Here is a 19,385-nt window from a genome sequence, read left to right on the forward strand (position 1 = left end):
CCAGGGACCTATCTGTGCCCCTCGATCCGATGAAAGGCCCCAATCCCCATGCGCACATCTCGCGTGACATCCTCCGAGGCGTCGAGCAGCGGCTGGATCACCATCCGGCGCGTCGCGCCCTACCTGTGGCCCGAGGGGCAGCCCTGGGTCAAACGGCGGGTGGTGATCGCGCTGCTGCTGCTGGTCGCGGCCAAGCTGGTCTCGGTCGGCACGCCGTTCTTTTACAAGGCGGCCGTTGACGCGCTCGCGGGCGAGGGTCAGGAGGCGGCGTGGATGCTGGGCGCGGGGGCTGTCGGGCTGACCGTCGCCTATGGCTTGGCGCGGCTGATGAATGTGGGTTTTCAGCAATTGCGCGACGCGGTCTTTGCACGGGTGGCGCAGCGTGCGTTGCGGGCGCTCGCCTTGCAGACGTTCCAGCATATCCATGCTATGTCGATGCGGTACCACATCACGCGCAAGACCGGCGGGCTGAGCCGGATCATCGAGCGCGGGGTCAAGGGCGTCGACTTTCTGCTGCGATTCCTGCTCTTTTCGATCGCACCGCTGGTGCTGGAACTGTTGCTGGTCGGGATCATCCTCTGGACGCTGTTCGACATCTGGTATCTGGTCGTGGTGGCGGCTGTCATCGCCGCCTACACGGCCTTTACCTTCAAGGTGACCGAGTGGCGCGTGCGGCTGCGGCGCGAGATGAACGATCAGGACACCGACGCCAATCAAAAGGCGATCGACAGCCTGCTGAATTACGAGACGGTCAAGTATTTCGGGGCCGAGGCGCGCGAGGCGGATCGCTATGACGCGGCGATGGCGGGCTATGAGCGCGCCGCGCTGCAGACGGCGCAGTCACTGGCCTTTCTGAATTTCGGACAATCCTTGCTGATCACCGGCGGGCTGATCATCGTCATGGTGATGGCGGCCATGGGCGTTCAGGACGGCAGCATGACGGTGGGCGATTTCGTCATGGTCAACGCCTACATGATCCAGATCACCATGCCGCTGAACTTTCTGGGCACGGTCTATCGCGAGATCAGGCAAGCCCTGGTCGATATGGGCGAAATGTTCGAAATGCTGGAGAAAAATCCCGACGTTGCCGAAAAACCGGATGCCCATGCGCTGGAAGTGAAAGGCGCGGCCATCACATTCGATGCGGTGGAATTCGGGTATGATCCGGCGCGCCCGATCCTCAAGGGGGTGTCGCTTGATGTCGGGCCCGGGCAGACACTGGCGGTGGTCGGTCCCTCCGGGTCGGGAAAGTCGACCATCGGGCGCCTGCTCTTTCGGTTCTACGATGTTCAGGCGGGGGCGGTGCGCATCGACGGGCAGGATGTGCGCGACGTGACCCAGGACAGCCTGCACGCCACCATTGGCGTGGTGCCGCAGGATACCGTTCTGTTCAATGACACGATCGGCTATAATATCGCCTATGGGCGCGACGGGGTCAGTCAGGATGAGATCGAAGAGGCCGCACGTGCGGCGCAGATTCATGACTTCATCGCGAGCCTGCCCGAAGGCTATGCGACGCAGGTGGGCGAGCGCGGGCTGAAGCTGTCGGGTGGCGAGAAACAGCGCGTCGGCATCGCGCGCACCCTGCTGAAAAACCCGCCGATCCTTCTGCTCGACGAGGCGACGAGCGCGCTCGATACGCAGACCGAAGGCGAGATTCAGGAGGCGCTCGCACGTGCAGCGGAGGGGCGCACCGTGATCATGATCGCGCACCGCCTGTCCACGGTCGCCGGGGCCGACAGGATTGTCGTTCTGGATCAAGGGGTTGTCGTCGAAGACGGCACGCATGCGGACCTTCTGGCGCGGCAGGGCCGCTATGCCGCGCTCTGGCAGCGGCAGGCGTCGGGGCAGGACGAGGCGGCAGCGTGAAACCTGTCATGGCAAAGTTACGTTTGCCTCCTATATCGCTAGCTAGATATGCTGCGATATAGCAGGCTTGCCAGCCGCCGAACACGATATATAGTGGCATAGAGGTGAGGGGAATTCCGCCTTGCCGCTTGGGAGCGTGGGCCGCAAGAAGGGCAGTTCAGACGATGGACGGGGATTTCAGAACCGAATTTGTAAGAGAGCCTGCCGCGCTGCGGCATTTCCCGGCTCTGGTGCTCAACGCGGATTACCGGCCGCTGTCCTACTATCCGCTATCGCTCTGGACGTGGCAGGAGGCGGTCAAGGCGGCGTGGTCGGACCGGGTGGACATCGTGGCCGAATATGACCACTGGGTGCGCAGTCCGAGTACCGAGATACGGATACCCTCTGTCATCGTCCTCAGAGACTTTGTGAAACCTCAAAAGCGCGTGGCCTTCACGCGCTTTAATTTATTTCTGAGGGATGAATTCCGCTGTCAGTATTGCGGGGCCAAGGGTGATCTGACCTTTGATCACGTGGTGCCGCGCGCCCGTGGTGGTGTGACAAGCTGGGAGAATGTCGTGGCCGCCTGCAGCCCGTGCAACCTGCGCAAGGGCTCTCGCAGCCTGCGGCAGGTCAACATGAGCCTGCGCAAGCCACCACGTCCGCCCGGGGCCGAGCAATTGCGCAACATGGGGCGCAAGTTTCCGCCCAACCACCTGCATGAAAGCTGGCTCGATTTCCTTTACTGGGATGCCGAGCTGGAGGCGTGAGACAGTAAAAAGGCACCCTGTAGGGTGCCTTTTTGCAAACGATGTGACCGGGGTCAGCCCTGCTTGGCATCCGCAGGTTTGGCGGCGGGTTGTTGGGCGGGCGTCGGGGTCTGTGACTGGGTCTGCGCCGGTTTGGCGGCGGATTTGTTGCCCGACAGCGGATCGTCCTGGCGTTGCACAGAACCTTCGAAATGTGCGCCGCTCTCGATCGCGATGGTCTTGTGGATGATGTCACCCTCGACCCGGGCGGTGGAGGTGAGTCGCACCTTGAGACCACGCACCCGGCCAACGATGCGGCCATTGATCACCACGTCATCGGCGATCACCTCGCCCTTGATCGTGGCGCCTTCGCCGATGGTCAGCAGATGCGCGCGGATATCGCCCTCGATCGTGCCTTCGACCTGGATATCGCCGGTGGTCTTGAGGTTGCCGGTGATGTGCAGGTCGGTCGAGAGAACCGAAGCGGGCGGCTTGGCCTTGGGGGCCTGCGCCTTGAACTCGCCGGTGCTGCTGTCGGGGCGCGCGCTGTCGAGACGGTTCTCGGAACTTGCCGGTTTGCTCTCGGCCGGTTTTTGCGCTGGTTCGTTGATCTTGCTCTTAGAAAACATTTTTCGCTGCCTTGATGTAGGTCATGGGGTTGACGGCCTTGCCGTCCACGCGGACTTCGTAGTGCAGATGGGTGCCGGTGGACCGTCCTGTGTTGCCCATATCACCAATTCTATCTCCGCGCGAGACCCTTTGACCGGGCTTCACGCGGATTCGGGACATATGGGCATAGCGGGTCTCGATGCCGAAGGCGTGGTCGATCTTCACGAGGCGACCATAGCCCGACTGCCAGCCCGCGTGACCGACGACACCGTCAGCCGTGGCGTAGATGGGTGTGCCGTGCGGTGCCGCGAAGTCTGTCCCGGCATGGAGGCGTCCCCACCGCATTCCGTAGCCCGAAGTGAAGCGGAAACCGCTCTTGACGGGCAGGGCGAAGGGGGCCTTTTCGGCAGCGAGCCGGTAGAGGTTAAGCTGGTCGAGGCGGCCCAGGATGCGGTTGGCGCGTTCGGCGTCGGGTGACAGCGTCTCGCCGCGCGTCGAGAAAGAGGCGGGCATCAGCGGGCCGCCCTGGCCGGAATAGCCCCGGCGCACCGTGTCGAGCAGCCGGTCGGTATTGAGCCCGGCGGCGCGGAACATCTTGTCGAGCGGTTCGACCGAGATCGCCATCGCGTCTTCAAGCTGGCTGAAAATCTGGTCGTTCTGGTCCTGCAAAAGCCGCAACTCATAGGCCATTTCGTCGGCCCGGACGAGCGCCTCCTGCGCATCGGCGATGGTCTGGTCGCGCGCCTCGGCTGCGTCGGCGAGGGCGGCGGACAGGAAGTTCACCGTGCTGTCACCAGCCGAGTTGCCGTCCTCGCCGGAGATCTCGGCCCCGCCAGCGTCGAGCGCGTTGGCCAGGCGCTCTGCTTCTTGCTGTGCGTCTTCGCGCTCGGTCATGGTGCGGCGCAGCGTGGCCTGAATAACCTCGATGCCGGTTTCAAGCTCCTGCCGCCGGGTTTCGGAGGCGAGAAGTTCGGACTGCATGATGGAAATCTGTTCGAGGGCGAAGCTGAACCGTTCCTGCGCTGCAAGCGCCTCTTGCGCGCGCTTGTCCCGTTCGTCGGCAAGCGCGTTGAGGCGCATTTCATAGGTCTGCAACTCGCGCTTGGCCTGCTCGCGGAAATTGCCCGCCCCGATCGAATCCATCACCAGCACCGAGGTCGCGATGATCGCCCATGCGACGATCGCCGCCGCGCCACCGCAGGCAATCAGCTGTGTCGCGGGACCAAGCCGGATGAAGCGTGTGTCGGTATCGGAACGCAGAAAGACCCGTCTTTCGGGAAAGTAGCGCTCCAGGAGTGAATGAAGTCTTATGCCCAGTCGTGTTCGCACGCGGTCTCTGTCCCTAATTGCCCTTCCGGTTCGCGACGTTCTTGTTGCTCGAAAGCGACGCCTTGGGCCACTGCTTAGCCAGTGGGCTAACCTTGGGCAAGAAATTTGACCAAATCAGGGGGGCATCTGGGCCGTTTCCTGCCAAGTTGGCGGAAAATCGCCTATATTCGGCGGCTTGTCTCAACCAGGCGTTGTGGCGCTCTCGGTCAAAGGCCAGTAGAAGTCCGGCGGTATCCCGGCCTCGGCGCGCTTTTCCTCGTTGAATGGCGGCTTCAGCGCACCGTGGAAATAGCGCCGGACGAGATCGTGAAACACCTCCTTGGGATCGAGATCGTGGCGGCCGCAGAGGAAATGGAACCACTTGGAGCCATAGGCGACGTGATGGACTTCTTCGGCATAGATCACCTGCATCGCCTCGACCGCACGGGTGGCGCCCGCGCGCTCGAAGATGGCGATCATGCCGGGGGTGACGTCGAGACCGCGCGCCTCGAGCACCATCGGTACCACGGCGAGGCGGCCCATCAGGTCAACGGCGGTATCCTCGGCGGCGCGCCACATGCCCGCATGGGCGGGCAGGGCACCGTAATGGCTGCCCATCTCTTCGAGGCAATCGCAGATCAGGTTGAAATGCTTGGATTCCTCATCCGCCGACTTGACCCAGTCATCATAGAATCCAATGGGCATCGGCGTGTCGGTGTACCGCGCGATGATGTCCCAGTGCAGGTCGACGGCGTTGAGCTCGATATGCGCCACCGCGTGCAACATGGCGATGCGCCCCTTGTCCGAGCCGGGGCGGCGGCGCGGCACGTCGCGCGGATCAAGCAATTCCGGCCGGTCGGGCCGCGCCGGTTGCGGCGGTGGGGCGGCATGGCCGAGGGGAATGTCCCGGCCCGCCGCGCGCGCCGCGGCCCAAGAGGCAGCGTGCGTGCGCGACAGGGCGGTCTTTTTGCGACCGTTCTTGGTGCTGAGCACCTCGACCGCCATCTCTGCAAGGGTCTTGGCGCTCACAATGTGCGCACCGCGTGGAGCACCTCTTCGGCATGCCCGGGCACCTTCACCTTGCGCCATTCGCGCGCGATGCGGCCCTCGCCGTCGATCAGGAAGGTCGAGCGTTCGATGCCCATGAATTTCTTGCCATACATGCTCTTTTCCTTCCAGACGCCGAACGCCTCGCAGACCTCGCTTTCGGCATCCGACAAGAGCGGCACCGTCAGCCCGTGCTTGTCGCGGAATTTGTCGTGGCTGGCAACGCTGTCCTTGGAAATGCCCATGACGACGGCACCTGCGGCCTCGAACTCGGCGTGCAGGCCGGAAAATCCGACCGCCTCCTTGGTGCAGCCCGAGGTGTCATCGCGCGGATAGAAGAACAGCACCACGGCGCGCGGGCGCAGGCCGGAGAGGGTCACGCTGTCGCCGCCATCGCGCGGCAGGGTGAAATCGGGGGCGGAGGTGTCGGACATGGGGTTTCCCTTTGATGAAAAATTGTGAGTTCCATATTAGACCGCAACAGACGAGAATAAAGACATGAGGCAGAGACGGGACGCAGATAAGGTGCCCGACCGAACACTATGAGCGAAACAGAACGGCCAGAGGACAACACGCCGGGCACGGCGGAGACCCCCGTGCGCGGGCGCGAGGGGCGGCGTGGCCTGTTGCATCATCTTGGCCAGTTCTGTTTCGGCTGTTCGGTGCTGGCGCTCGTTGTGGTGCTGGCGCTGCTTGCGGTTCTGGCGGCGGGGGTCACGGCCCCGGGCTGGATCAGGGCCGACCTGAGCGACCGGATCAATCGTGGCCTGAACGGTTATGTGCTGACTTTCGAGGAACTTGGGCTGAGCCTTGGGCCGGACATGGTGCCGCGCATCGCCTTGCGAGAGGTGTCCTTTGACGACGAGAGCGGGCGGCGGCTGGCCGATCTGGCGGCGCTGGAGGTGTCGCTGTCGCGTGGCGCGCTGTTGCAGGGTCAGGTGCGTCCGTCGACCGTGCGGGCGGATGGCGGGCGGCTGGTGCTGCGCCGCCGCGCCTCGGGCGAGTTGTCGGTGGCGGTCGAGGGGACAGGTGATGCCCTGGAGGGGTCTGTCACCGAACAGATCGGCGCGGTTCTGGCGCAGCCGCAGCTGGCCTCGCTGCGCGAGGTGCTGGCGGAAAATCTGAGCCTGCGCTACGAGGATGCGCGCGCGGGCCGGGCGTGGTCTGCCGATGGCGGCGAATTGCGGCTGAGCCGCGAGGACGATCAGGTCACGCTGCGCGGCAACGTGACGGTGCTGGGCGCGCGCGAATATGCCACCTCGATCGAGGTGAACTACACCACCGCGATCGGGGCCACGGCGGCGGATTTCGGCGTGCGGTTCGAGGACATGCCGGCCGGCGAGATCGCCGGGCAGTCGCCGGCGCTTGCCTGGCTTGCAGCACTCGATGCGCCGATCTCGGGGGCGCTGCGGGCGGCGGTTGATGGCGATGGGCGGCTTGGCCCGCTCAATGCAACGCTGCAGATCGAGGCTGGTGTGCTTCAGCCCAATCCGGCAACCTTGCCGATCCCGTTCGAGGCCGTGCGCAGCTATTTCACCTATGATCCTGCGACGCAGGAAATCCGCTTTACCGAATTGTCGGTCGATAGCAGCTGGGGCCGCGCGCGTGCCGAAGGCACGGCGCGACTGGTGGGGATGGAGGATGGCTGGCCCCGCGAATTGCAGGCGCAGATGGCGTTCGGGGAGATCGTGGCCGATCCGGCAGACGTCTACCCCGAGCCGGTGTCCTTCGAGGGCGCGTCGCTGGACCTGCGTCTGCAACTGGAGCCTTTCGTGCTGTCCCTCGGGGCGTTTCGCCTGAATGATCAGGGCAAGACCCTGCGCCTGAACGGTGAGGTCCGTGGCCAGAGCGACGGTTGGGCGCTGTCGCTGGAGGGGGCGATGGACGCCATCACACCCGAGCGTTTGTTGGCGCTGTGGCCGGAGGCGGTCAAGCCCAAGACCCGTGACTGGATGGTCGAGAACATCCTCAAGGCCACGCTGAGCGACATTCAACTGGCGCTGCGCGCTGAGGCGGGGGCGCTGCCGGAGGTTTTCCTTGGCTTCGATTTCGAGGATCTGAGTGCGGTATATGTGCGCGACGTGCCGCCGATCGAGGGGGCCAAGGGCCATGCCTCGATCCATGACAACCGCTTTGTGGTGCATGCCGAGCGCGGCCATGTCACGGCGGCGCAGGGCGGGCGCATCGACATCTCGGGCACGACCTTTTCGATCCCGGACCTGCGCATCAAGCAAAGCCCCGCACAGGCGCATATGAAGACCGACAGCACGATCACCGCTGCGCTGTCGCTGCTCGATGCGCCGCCGTTCCGCTTTTTGACGAAGGCGGGGCAGGCGGTCACGCTGGCCGATGGGCGCGCGCGATTGGACGGCGATCTCAACTTTCTGCTCAAGGATCAGCTGATGCCCGAGGAAGTCGCCTTCGAGGCGCAGGGTGTGTTGCGCGACGTACGCTCGGAGACGTTGGTCGAGGGGCGCTTGCTGACGGCGAGTGTGCTGGAGGTCGAGGCCAGCAACGAGCGTATTCAGATCGGCGGGGAAGCGCGGATCGGTGCCGTGCCGCTTTCGGGGGACTGGAGCATGGCGCTCGGCCCGAACACGGGCGGCGAGAGCCGGGTGCGCGGGCAGATCGAACTGTCGGAACGGTTTGTCGATGAGTTCGAGATCGGATTGCCGCCCGGCAGCCTGTCGGGGGCCGGGTGGGGCGAGATCGAGATCGGCTTTGGCAAGGACAATCCGGGGCAATTCGCACTGACCTCGGACCTTGCGGGAATTGGCCTGCGCATCCCGCAGCTTGGCTGGTCGCTCAGTCAGGGCGGCACCGGGCGGCTGGATGTGACCGGGCAATTGGGCCGCCCCGGTCAGCCGCCCCGGATCGACGGGGTGAGCGTCTCTGCGGCAGGGTTGCGCGCAACGGGGTCGGTCACGATCAATCCGCAAGGCGGGTTGGAGCGGGCCGATTTCACCAGCGTCGAGATCGGCGATTGGCTGAATGCGCCGGTGTCGCTGATCGGGCGCGGGCCGGGGGCTGTGCCCCGGATCGAGGTGGCGGGCGGTCAGGTCGATCTGCGGCAGACCTCGCTCATGGGTGAAGGTGGTGGCGCGGGCGGCGGTGGTCCGGTCACCCTCCGGCTCGACCGGTTGCAGGTGTCGGACACGCTCGCCCTGACGCAGTTTCGCGGGGATCTGAACACGGCAGGCGGCACCAAGGGCAGTTTTACCGGGCAGCTCAACGGAATAACGCCGATCACCGGCGACGTGGTGCCGATGCAGGGGCGCAGCGCGTTTCGCATTCGCAGCGACGATGCCGGGCGGGTGCTGGCGGCGGCGGGGCTGCTCAAGCAGGCACGCGAGGGCACGATGGAACTGATCCTGACCCCCGCGCCCGAGCCGGGCAGTTATGATGGCGTTCTGGCGATCCAGCAATTGCGCGTAAGAGAGGCCCCGGCGCTCGCCGCGCTTTTGAACACGATCAGCGTCGTTGGCCTGTTGGAACAGTTCTCCGGTCAGGGCCTGCATTTCGGCAGCGTCGATGCGCGCTTTCGCCTGACGCCTACGCGGCTGACGCTGCTTGAGGCGAGTGCTGTCGGGGCGTCGGTGGGCATTTCGATGGACGGGTTCTACAATCTGGCGAGCAAGCGGATGGACATGCAGGGCGTGATCTCGCCGGTCTATGTGCTGAATGCCATCGGCGAGGTCTTTACCCGCCCCGGCGAGGGGCTTATCGGGTTCAATTATACGCTCAAAGGACCCGCCGCGAACCCGGATGTCGGGGTCAATCCTCTGTCTGCCCTGACGCCGGGTTTCCTGCGCGAGATGTTCCGCAGGCCTGCGCCGACGGTCGACGGCGGCGGTCCTCCTGCCACGTCGCGGCAATCGGGACAGGGTGAGTCCGAGAATCGAGCACCGATCTACGATAGAAATGACCGATGAAACTGACAGATTTCGACTTTGACCTGCCGCAGACGCTGATCGCTACACGGCCCGCGCGCCCGCGCCGATCGGCGCGGCTATTGGTGGCGCAGGGGGAGGTCATCCATGATGCCCGCGTGACCGATTTGGGTCACTTGTTGCAGCCGGGGGACCGGCTGGTGCTTAACGATACCAAGGTGATCCCGGCACGGCTGAGCGGCAGGCGGCATCGCCATGGCGCACCGGGCGAAGGTGCCGCGAAGATCGAGGTGACGCTGCTGGAGCCGGGCGCGGACGGCACATGGTCTGCATTGATCAAGCCGCTCAGGAAGGTGCGCGAGGGCGAGGACATCGTGTTTTCAGATGCGCTCTCGGCGGTGCTCGTGGCCAAGGGCGAGGGGCAGGGGCGGCTGCGCTTCAACCTGACGGGCGATGATTTCGACGCGGCGCTCGATGCCGCAGGCGCCATGCCGTTGCCGCCCTATATCGCCGCCAAGCGGCCGGCGGATGCACAGGATCGCGAGGATTATCAGACGGTCTGGGCGCGCAACGCGGGGGCAGTGGCCGCGCCAACGGCGTCGCTGCATTTCGACGAGGTCGTGCTGGACGACCTGCGGGCCCGGGGGGTGACCTTCACCCATGTGACGCTGCATGTGGGGGCGGGCACCTTTTTGCCGGTGAAGGTCGAGGACGTCACCAGCCACAAGATGCATGCCGAGTGGGGCGAGGTGAGCGCGCAGGCCGCCGCCGAGATTGCCGAAACGCGGGCGGCGGGCGGGCGGATCATCCCGGTGGGCACAACCGCCCTGCGCCTGATCGAGACGGCGGCGCGCGCCACTGGCGAGATCGTACCGTGGCAGGGCGACACCGATATCTTTATCTATCCGGGGTTCGAGTTCCGAGTCACCGATGCGCTGATGACCAATTTCCACCTGCCCAAGTCGACGCTGATGATGCTGGTTTCGGCGCTTATGGGGCAGGACGAAATCCGGCGTATCTACGCGCATGCCGTGGCGCAGGGCTATCGCTTCTTTTCCTATGGTGATGCTTCGCTGTTGATACCGGCACCAAACCCTGACAGGCGAGATACGAGCGCGACAGATTGAGTCGCGATTGACGCAGACGCGCGCGCCCGGGCTTTGCGAGGCTGGGGTGGGTTGACGGAGAGACGTGATGTTTCAGGTATTGTCGGGGGCTTGGGCGCTGCTTTTGGGCATGATGCTGCTGCAAGTCGGCAATGGCATGCAGGGCACGCTTCTGGGTATTCGCGGCGCGCTTGAAGGGTTCTCGACCTTCGAGATGTCGGTCGTCATGTCGTCCTATTTCGTCGGCTTCCTGTTCGGATCGCGCATGGCCCCCGAGATGATCCGCCGGGTCGGACATGTGCGGGTCTTCGCAGCACTCGGCTCGATGATTTCGGCGGTGCTGATCCTTTATCCGACCGTGACGGAGCCCTGGGCCTGGTCGATTGGCCGGGTGCTGATCGGATTTTGTTTCTCGGGCGTCTATGTCACGGCGGAAAGCTGGCTCAACAATTCGGCGACCAATGCGATGCGCGGCAAGGCGCTGTCGCTCTACATGATGGTGCAGATGGTCGGCATCGTCTCGGCGCAGGCGATCATGGTTCTGGCGGACCCGTCGGGCTATGTGCTTTTCGTGATTCCGTCGGTCCTCGTCTCGCTTGCCTTCGCGCCGATCCTGCTGTCGGTCAGCCCGACGCCCGCCTTTGGCACGACCAAGCCGCTGTCGCTGCGGCAGATCATGAAAATCTCGCCACTGGGCTGCGTCGGTATGCTGCTCACCGGGGGAGTGTTCGCGGCGCAATTCGGCATGGCGGCGGTCTACGGGGCCGAGGCGGGGCTGAGCGTGCCGCAGATCTCGGCATTTGTCGCTGCGTTCTACGTGGCGGCGGTGGTGGCGCAGTATCCAATTGGCTGGATGTCGGACCGGATGGACCGCCGCAAGCTGATTGCGGGTGTGTCGCTGATCACCGGGGGCGGCGCGCTTGTCGGCATGATGTTTGGCGACAACTACTGGTTTTTGATCTTGGCCGCAGTTCTGGTGGGGGGCACCTCGAATCCGATCTATTCGCTGCTGATTGCCTATACCAACGATTTTCTGGAGCATGACGACATGGCGGCTGCGGCAGGCGGCATGGTCTTTATCAACGGGCTTGGCGCGATTGCCGGGCCGCTGATCGTCGGCTGGATGATGGGCGTGATTGGGCCGGGGGGCTATTTCCTCTATATCGCGGTCCTGATGTTCGCGCTGGTGGGCTATGCGATCTACCGGATGACACAGCGCGCGGCACCGTCAATGCAGCAGACCGATAGCTACCAGCCGGTTTCCCCGGAGTCGTCACCAATGGCCGTCGAATATGCGCAAGAAGTCGCCATCGAGAGCGCGCAGGACGAAAATCAGGGGTAATCCGGTGTTTATGTCCCTCTTGAAGTATTATTTTACTGTGAAAATACCGTTAACTCGCGTTAACGTCATCTTATTGTCATAGGGGAATGAGGAGAGTCCTATGGTTTCGCCCGAAGATGTTCTTGGGTTCTGGTTGGACGAGGTGGGTCCGCAAGGGTGGTACAAGGCGTCCGATACATTGGACGACACCGTGCGAAAGCGATTCCAGAGTGGTTGGGAAAACGCCCGCGCGGGGGCTTACAGCCTCTGGCTGACCTATCCTACCGGCACGCTGGCCTATGTCATCCTGACCGATCAGTTTCCGCGCAACATGTTCCGCAATGAGGCACGGGCCTTTGCCACCGACAAGGTGGCGCTTGCGGCGGCGAAGGTGGCGATCAACCGGGGCTGGGATCTCAAGATCGATGAACCGGCGCGACAGTTCTTCTACCTGCCTCTGATGCATTCCGAGAACCTGTGTGATCAGGAACGCTGCGTGCGACTTATCTGCGAGCGGATGCCGGAGCACGGCCCCGAGAACATGACGCATGCGCGCGCGCATCGCGAAGTGATCCGCCAATTCGGACGCTTTCCCTATCGCAACGAGGCTTTGTCGCGTCCCTCCACCGCGCTGGAGCGTGCCTTCGAGGCCGAAGGCGGATATGGGGCCACGCTGCGTCAGGTCATGGCGGCGGCCTGAAGCCGATCTTTAAGCCAGACAAAACAGGCGTCTGCCGGGTGTTTGCGCAACCGGCGTGCTTTGGCGCGTTGTCGTCATTCCAAAAATAGTTTAATACCAAACTAAATTTGCAAGCGGAGGGCCATATGGCGTCGAACAGCTATGACATGATCGTGATCGGGGCGGGGCCGGGCGGCTATGTCGCCGCGATCCGGGGCGCGCAACTGGGCCTCAAGGTGGCCATCGTCGAGCGCGAGCATATGGGCGGAATATGCCTCAACTGGGGCTGTATCCCCACCAAGGCGATGCTGCGGTCGTCGGAGGTGTTTCACCTGATGCACCGCGCCAAGGAATTCGGGCTGAGCGCCGAGGGGATCGGTTATGATCTTGACGCGGTGGTCAAGCGCTCGCGCGGGGTGGCCAAGCAACTCAGCGGCGGCGTGGCGCATCTGATGAAGAAAAACAAGATCACCGTGGTGATGGGCGAGGCGACGCTGCCCGCCAAGGGCAAGGTGAGCGTCAAGACCGACAAGGGCACCGAGGAACTGACCGCGAAAAACATCGTGCTTGCCACTGGTGCGCGGGCACGCGAATTGCCGGGGCTGGAGGCCGATGGTGAACGGGTCTGGACCTACAAGCACGCGCTGGTGCCGCCGCATATGCCCAAGAAATTGCTGGTCATCGGCTCGGGTGCCATCGGCATCGAATTCGCCAGTTTCTACAACACGCTTGGCGCCGATACGACCGTGGTCGAGGTGATGGACCGCATTCTGCCGGTCGAGGATGCCGAGATTTCCGCCTTCGCCAAGAAATCCTTTGAGAAGCAGAAGATGAAGATCAAGGTCAAGGCCATGGTCAAGAAGCTGGACCGCGCCAAGGACAAGGTGACCGCGCATATCGAGGTGGATGGCAAGGTCGAGAAGCACGATTTCGACACGGTGATCTCCGCCGTCGGCATCGTCGCCAATACCGAAGGTCTGGGGCTGGAAAAGCTGGGCGCGAAGATCGAGAAATCTTTCGTCGTGACAGATGAATTCTGCCGCAGCGGCGTCGAGGGGCTTTTTGTGATCGGGGATGCCACCAACGGGCCTTGGCTCGCGCACAAGGCCAGCCATGAGGGCGTGATGGTGGCGGAGCTGATCGCGGGCGGGCATCCGCATGCGGTCGATCCCGACAGCATCGCGGGCTGCACCTATTGCCAGCCGCAGGTCGCCAGTGTCGGTCTGACCGAGGCGCAGGCCAAGGAGAAGGGGCACAAGATCAAGGTCGGCCGCTTCCCCTTTATCGGCAACGGCAAGGCGATAGCGCTTGGCGAGGCCGAGGGCATGATCAAGACGGTGTTTGACGAGAAGACAGGCGAGCTATTGGGCGCGCATATGATCGGGGCCGAGGTGACCGAGCTTATTCAGGGCTATGTGGTGGGACGTCAGTTGGAGACCACTGAAGAAGACCTGATGCAGGCGGTCTTCCCGCATCCCACGCTCAGCGAGATGATGCATGAAAGCGTGCTCGATGCCTATGACCGCGTGATCCATATCTGACGGAGCAGGGTTTCCGATGAGGGCAGGGGCGTGGGCCAAGGCTTGCGCCCCTTGTCGTTGCGGGGCAGAGTAAAAGCGTAAACAGGGGAACCCGCGTGGCCAGTCTGAACCGGATCGTGATGCAGCAGGTCTCGCGCCGTTGGCTGCGGGCGCTTGATGTCGAAGAGATGGACGCGGCGGAAATCTCCGGTAAATACGGCCATCGCTACAGTTTTCGCAGTTACACGCGCTTTCGCTATCCGAAATACGACATCTGCAACGGGCCCTATACCGGCGAGGGCGGCGCGGTTCTGCAGTTCGACATCATCCTTGCCAATCAGGTCTGGGAACATCTGGACCGGCCCTATGCCGCCATCCGCCACGTGCGCGAGATGCTGCGGCCCGATGGCTGGTTCTGGCTGGCAGTGCCGTTCTACATTCCCTATCACGGCGACCCGGTCGATTGTTCACGGTGGAGTGCGCGGGGACTGAAGAACCTGCTGGTCGAGGCCGGGTTTCACGAGGACCGGATCACCGCGCGGCAATGGGGCAACCGCGCCGCCGCCGCGCGCAACCTCGAAGCCGAGTGGCCCCCGGCGCATGATCCCGACACCGACGATCTGACCAACGATCCGCAATTCCCGATCTGTACCTGGGCCCTGGCGCAGAAATAGGCGGCCACGGCCTGCGTTCTTGTAATGTTCGCAAAATTGACTTGGACCCGGGCCGCGTCTCTTCTATGTGTGGCAAGTGTAAATCCCGGGGGTCAGAATGGCCGATCTGAAGTATATCGAGGTGCGCGGCGCGCGCGAGCATAACCTCAAGAATATCGACGTGGACATTCCGCGCGACCAACTGGTTGTGATCACCGGGCTTTCCGGCTCGGGCAAGTCGTCGCTGGCGTTTGATACGATCTATGCCGAGGGGCAGCGGCGCTATGTCGAATCGCTCAGCGCCTATGCGCGGCAGTTCCTCGACATGATGGAAAAGCCGGATGTGGATCACATCAGCGGGCTGTCACCTGCGATTTCCATTGAGCAGAAGACGACGTCGAAGAACCCGCGCTCGACCGTCGGCACCGTGACCGAGATCTACGATTACATGCGGCTGCTGTTTGCCCGCGTCGGCACGCCCTATTCGCCTGCGACCGGCCTGCCCATCGAGGCGCAGCAGGTTCAGGACATGGTGGATCGCGTCATGGCGATGGAGGAGGGCACGCGCGCCTATCTGCTCGCCCCGATCGTGCGCGACCGCAAGGGAGAGTATCGCAAGGAATTCCTGGAACTGCGCAAGTCCGGCTTTCAGCGGGTCAAGGTGGATGGCGAGTTCTACGAGTTGGATGAACCGCCTACGCTCGACAAGAAATTCCGCCACGATGTCGATGTTGTGGTCGACCGGCTGGTGGTGAAAGAGGGGCTGGAGACGCGGCTGGCCGACAGCCTGCGCACCGCGCTCGATCTGGCCGATGGTATCGCCGTGCTGGAGACCGCCCCGCGTGAGGGTGAGCCGGAGCGGATGACGTTTTCCGAGAAATTTGCCTGCCCGGTCAGTGGCTTCACCATCCCCGAGATCGAGCCGCGGCTGTTTTCGTTCAACGCGCCCTTCGGGGCCTGCCCGGAGTGCGGCGGGCTGGGGATGGAGTTGTTCTTCGATGAAAAACTGGTCGTGCCGGACGAGGCGCTGCGCATCGGCGACGGGGCCATCGCACCTTGGCGCAAGGGCAAGAGCCCCTATTTCACCCAGACCATCAACGCTATCGCCAAGCATTACGAGTTCGACAAGGCGACCCCGTGGAAGGATCTGCCTGCCCATGTTAAACAGGTGTTTCTCTATGGCTCTGGCGAGGAGGAAATCCCGTTTCGCTATGACGAGGGGGGCCGCGTCTATCAGGTCAGCCGCGTGTTCGAGGGGGTGATCCCCAACATGGAGCGGCGCTATCGCGAGACGGATTCGAACTGGATTCGCGAGGAATTCGAACGCTATCAGAACAACCGCCCCTGCGGCGCCTGCGGCGGGTACCGGCTGCGCGAAGAGGCTTTGGCGGTGCGCATCGCCGGTGTGCATGTCGGTCAGGTGGTGCAGATGTCGATCCGCGAGGCCTATGACTGGTGCGAGACGGTGCCGGAGCATCTTGGCAAGCAGAAGAACGAGATTGCCCGTGCCATCCTCAAGGAAATCCGCGAGCGACTTGGCTTTCTCAACAATGTGGGCCTCGATTATCTAACGCTCAGCCGCAACGCAGGCACGCTCAGCGGGGGCGAGAGCCAGCGAATTCGGCTGGCGAGTCAGATCGGGTCGGGCCTGACGGGTGTGCTCTACGTGCTCGATGAGCCCTCCATCGGGTTGCATCAGCGTGATAACGGGCGGCTCTTGCAGACGCTGCGCAACCTGCGCGATCAGGGCAACACGGTGATCGTGGTCGAACATGACGAAGAGGCGATCCGCACCGCCGATTACGTCTTTGACATCGGCCCGGGGGCCGGTGTGCATGGCGGTCAGGTGGTCAGCCACGGCACGCCCGATCATGTCGCCGCCGACCCCGCGTCGATCACCGGGCAGTACCTGTCGGGCACGCGCAAGATCGCGGTTCCGCCCAAGCGGCGCAAGGGCAACAAGAAGAAACTGACCGTGGTCAAGGCGACGGGCAACAACTTGCAAGACGTCACCGCCGAGTTTCCGCTAGGCAAGTTTGTGTGCGTGACGGGCGTGTCGGGCGGGGGCAAGTCGACGCTCACTATCGAGACGCTGTTCAAGACCGCCTCGATGCGTTTGAACGGCGCGCGGCAGGTGCCTGCGCCCTGCGAGACGATCAAGGGGCTGGAACACCTCGACAAGGTGATCGACATCGACCAACGGCCCATCGGGCGCACGCCGCGCAGTAACCCGGCGACATATACCGGGGCCTTCACGCCTATCCGCGACTGGTTCGCCGGGCTGCCCGAGGCCAAGGCGCGCGGCTACAAGCCGGGGCGGTTTTCGTTCAACGTCAAGGGCGGGCGCTGCGAGGCGTGCCAGGGCGATGGGGTGATCAAGATCGAGATGCATTTCCTGCCCGACGTTTATGTCGAATGCGAGACCTGCAAGGGCGCGCGTTACAATCGCGAGACCCTTGAAATCCGCTTCAAGGGCAAGAGCATAGCGGACGTTCTGGATATGACGGTGGAAGAGGCGCAGGAGTTCTTCAAGGCGGTGCCCTCGATCCGCGAGAAGATGGATGCGCTGATGCGCGTGGGTCTCGGCTATATCAAGGTGGGCCAGCAGGCGACGACGCTTTCGGGTGGTGAGGCGCAGCGGGTGAAGCTGTCAAAGGAACTCGCCAAACGCTCGACCGGGCGCACGCTCTACATCCTCGACGAGCCGACGACGGGCCTGCATTTCGAGGATGTGAAGAAGCTGTTGGAAGTGTTGCACGAGTTGGTGGAGGCCGGAAATACCGTGGTGGTGATCGAGCATAATCTCGACGTCATCAAGACCGCCGATCACATCATCGACATCGGCCCCGAGGGCGGCGATGGCGGCGGCGAGATCGTTGCCGTGGGCACGCCCGAGGCGGTGGCGGATGAGCCGCGCAGCCATACCGGGCGTTACCTCAAGGACATGCTGAACGCGCGCAAGTTGGCAGCGGAATAGAGTGGCGCTTGCCGTCATCGTTCAGCGTGACCGGGTGACCCCGCCGAACGTGGAGATCCTCGGGTCAAGCCCGAGGATGACGGGACAATGCCACGATCTTGTCGAATGAGATGATGCGCGCGCCCCGGCCAGCCCCGGATGAATCCGTGAGTAATGATGGCCCGCCGGGACGCGACTTTGGAGTTTGACCAGTGATGGCGCACTCCGTCTCTATTGTTTACTGTTTCTTTAGGGGGCAGGTCGAGAGCCCGAAGATCGAATAGAGCGGGCAGGACGACATCAGGCCTGTAACCAGCGGAATGATGCCGATCAGGTAGAGCCAGCTATAGGCCCCGTCGCGGTTGAGAAAGAACCCGGCCAGCAGGCCAAGCCCGAGGATGATGCGCAGCGCGCGATCGAGCGTGCCGACGTTTTTCTTGAGCATGAGAGCACCTTTTGAATGAGGGCTGCGGGTCATTCCCGCAGCGACCTCTTAATCATGCGCGTTGGTGTCTCTGGTGTCTGTGATCTGGTCACACAGGCGGTGCCGCTACTTGAAATTGCGGCTTTCCTTGATCTGGTCCCAGGCCCAGACGACCTGTTGCAACTGCTCTTCCTGGCTGCGGTCGCCGCCGTTGATGTCGGGGTGCAGCACCTTGATCAGAGATTTGTAGGCTTTGCGCAGTTCGGCCTTGGTCCAGGTGTCCTCGGCCTCGAGTATCTCGATGGCGCGCCGCTCTGTGGGAGGCAGTTTGCGCCCGCCGCCCTTCCTCTTGCCGGGGTTTTGCGTGGCGTTGCCGCCCAGCACCTGATGCGGGTCCTCGATGCCCAGCCGTGCCCAAGCCCGAGCCTCAGGGTCGTTGAAGCGCTTGGTTTCGCGCTCCCAAACTTTGTCCTTGGACATCTGCGCATTCAGTTCCGCCTCGGTGGTGCCGTCGAAGAAGTTCCACTTGAGGTTATATTCGCGCACGTGCTGCTGGCAGAACCAGAAATAGTCGTCCAGCACGTCCGGCGCCTTGGGTGCGCGATACTTGCCGGGTTCGTTGCACCCGTCATGATCGCAGACGCGGGTCGAGGTTTCGGATGCACCCGACATGCCACGCCGACCACGCGGGTTCTTCTTCTTGGCCGAAGAGACCGACATATCGAAACCGAAAGGATCTGATTTGGACATCGAGCACACCTTTGAGAGTCAGGACGCAGAGTGTATGCCAAAACGCGTCGAATTGAAGGGGGGCAGCGCAAAATTTTCCGAGAGCGCGGCGCTTTTTCGCGGGTGACCGGTGTGGGCCGGTCACGGATGCCATGTGTGCCCGGGACCTGCCCAGAGCCCCTGCCTTGATCAATCGCGATCAGGCAATGGGGACAGGCTCTGTGCGAGCGGCTCTGCGGTCACGGCCTCTTGTGACACCGGCGGTTCAGGGGCGCGGCGCAGGCTGAGCTCGCGCTGAAAGACCAGCACCGAGCGGTAAACGGTGTGCGTCGAGGTCAGGCCCTGACGTTCCTCGCTTGGCAGGATATCGCTGCGCAGATAGGTCCAGCCATCGCGGGCCATCTCGTTCAGCGTGTCTTCGAGCCCTAGGGCAAAGCGGGCTTCGGGGGTCTTGACCCCGGCAGCCTTGCGGCCACGGGTCGGGGCCGGCAGGACCTTGTATTCGAATGGCGACATGGACGGCTCCGATCAGTTCACGGTCGCTGA

16 protein-coding genes are annotated in these 19,385 nt (G+C 63.3%); 9 read left to right on the forward strand and 7 right to left on the reverse strand.

The annotated features are described in order from the left end of the window. The first annotated feature begins 48 nt into the window (after nt 1-48). Complete coding sequence (locus BMX04_RS01335) at nt 49-1,869, forward strand: ABCB family ABC transporter ATP-binding protein/permease (protein ID WP_074784561.1); 1,821 nt, start codon at nt 49-51, stop codon at nt 1,867-1,869. Nucleotides 1,870-2,033: 164 nt separating this feature from the next. Further along, entirely contained in the window at nt 2,034-2,618 is a 585-nt protein-coding gene (locus BMX04_RS01340; RefSeq protein WP_050662437.1) for an HNH endonuclease, read from the forward strand. A gap of 53 nt (nt 2,619-2,671) precedes the next feature. Here the strand turns inward: BMX04_RS01340 and BMX04_RS01345 are convergent, their stop codons facing one another. The 4 genes from BMX04_RS01345 to BMX04_RS01360 all read right to left on the reverse strand — a co-directional run bounded on the left by BMX04_RS01345 (nt 2,672) and on the right by BMX04_RS01360 (nt 5,995). After that, entirely contained in the window at nt 2,672-3,226 is a 555-nt protein-coding gene (locus tag BMX04_RS01345; protein WP_074784563.1) for a bactofilin family protein, read from the reverse strand. Then, a complete protein-coding gene (locus tag BMX04_RS01350; RefSeq protein ID WP_175477309.1) occupies nt 3,216-4,535 on the reverse strand; it encodes a M23 family metallopeptidase in 1,320 nt (439 codons plus the stop codon). The genes BMX04_RS01345 and BMX04_RS01350 overlap by 11 nt, the downstream gene beginning before the upstream one ends. Before the next feature lie 180 nt (nt 4,536-4,715). Further along, nucleotides 4,716-5,519, reverse strand: coding sequence for a ferritin-like domain-containing protein (locus BMX04_RS01355; RefSeq protein ID WP_074784707.1), 804 nt, complete (start codon nt 5,517-5,519; stop codon nt 4,716-4,718). Nucleotides 5,520-5,539: 20 nt separating this feature from the next. Next, nucleotides 5,540-5,995, reverse strand: a complete 456-nt coding sequence (locus BMX04_RS01360; RefSeq protein WP_074784565.1) for a peroxiredoxin — start codon at nt 5,993-5,995, stop codon at nt 5,540-5,542. A 108-nt stretch (nt 5,996-6,103) separates the two neighbouring features. On the opposite strand from BMX04_RS01360, the gene BMX04_RS01365 reads away from it, so the two are divergent. From BMX04_RS01365 to uvrA, 7 genes are all read left to right on the forward strand, one after another. Then, a complete protein-coding gene (locus BMX04_RS01365) occupies nt 6,104-9,493 on the forward strand; it encodes a YhdP family protein (RefSeq protein ID WP_074784567.1) in 3,390 nt (1,129 codons plus the stop codon). Then, on the forward strand, nt 9,490-10,578 hold the full coding sequence (queA, locus tag BMX04_RS01370) for a tRNA preQ1(34) S-adenosylmethionine ribosyltransferase-isomerase QueA (RefSeq protein WP_074784569.1): 1,089 nt from the start codon (nt 9,490-9,492) through the stop codon (nt 10,576-10,578). Before BMX04_RS01365 ends, queA begins: the two co-directional genes overlap by 4 nt. A gap of 67 nt (nt 10,579-10,645) precedes the next feature. Next, the gene (locus tag BMX04_RS01375; protein WP_074784571.1) at nt 10,646-11,899 is read left to right on the forward strand and encodes an MFS transporter; all 1,254 of its coding nucleotides are present in this window, start codon (nt 10,646-10,648) and stop codon (nt 11,897-11,899) included. Nucleotides 11,900-11,999: 100 nt separating this feature from the next. Further along, nucleotides 12,000-12,578, forward strand: coding sequence for a DUF924 family protein (locus BMX04_RS01380; protein ID WP_074784573.1), 579 nt, complete (start codon nt 12,000-12,002; stop codon nt 12,576-12,578). A 125-nt stretch (nt 12,579-12,703) separates the two neighbouring features. Continuing rightward, nucleotides 12,704-14,098: a dihydrolipoyl dehydrogenase gene (gene lpdA, locus BMX04_RS01385; RefSeq protein ID WP_074784575.1), complete on the forward strand. Its 1,395-nt coding sequence runs from the start codon at nt 12,704-12,706 to the stop codon at nt 14,096-14,098. A 95-nt stretch (nt 14,099-14,193) separates the two neighbouring features. After that, the gene (locus BMX04_RS01390; RefSeq protein WP_074784577.1) at nt 14,194-14,751 is read left to right on the forward strand and encodes a class I SAM-dependent methyltransferase; all 558 of its coding nucleotides are present in this window, start codon (nt 14,194-14,196) and stop codon (nt 14,749-14,751) included. 97 nt (nt 14,752-14,848) lie between these two features. Further along, nucleotides 14,849-17,707, forward strand: coding sequence for an excinuclease ABC subunit UvrA (gene uvrA / locus BMX04_RS01395; protein ID WP_074784579.1), 2,859 nt, complete (start codon nt 14,849-14,851; stop codon nt 17,705-17,707). A 217-nt stretch (nt 17,708-17,924) separates the two neighbouring features. Here the strand turns inward: uvrA and BMX04_RS01400 are convergent, their stop codons facing one another. From BMX04_RS01400 to BMX04_RS01410, 3 genes are all read right to left on the reverse strand, one after another. Beyond that, a complete protein-coding gene (locus BMX04_RS01400) occupies nt 17,925-18,131 on the reverse strand; it encodes a YgaP family membrane protein (RefSeq protein WP_050662428.1) in 207 nt (68 codons plus the stop codon). Between the two features lie 105 nt (nt 18,132-18,236). After that, a complete protein-coding gene (locus tag BMX04_RS01405; RefSeq protein ID WP_050662427.1) occupies nt 18,237-18,860 on the reverse strand; it encodes a J domain-containing protein in 624 nt (207 codons plus the stop codon). A 168-nt stretch (nt 18,861-19,028) separates the two neighbouring features. Next, nucleotides 19,029-19,355 carry a DUF4177 domain-containing protein gene (locus BMX04_RS01410; protein ID WP_074784581.1) on the reverse strand — a complete coding sequence of 109 codons (327 nt, stop codon included), beginning with the start codon at nt 19,353-19,355 and terminating at the stop codon, nt 19,029-19,031. Between the last annotated feature and the right edge of the window lie 30 nt (nt 19,356-19,385).

It is taken from the genome of Roseovarius tolerans, from assembly GCF_900109855.1.
Lineage (GTDB): Bacteria > Pseudomonadota > Alphaproteobacteria > Rhodobacterales > Rhodobacteraceae > Roseovarius > Roseovarius tolerans.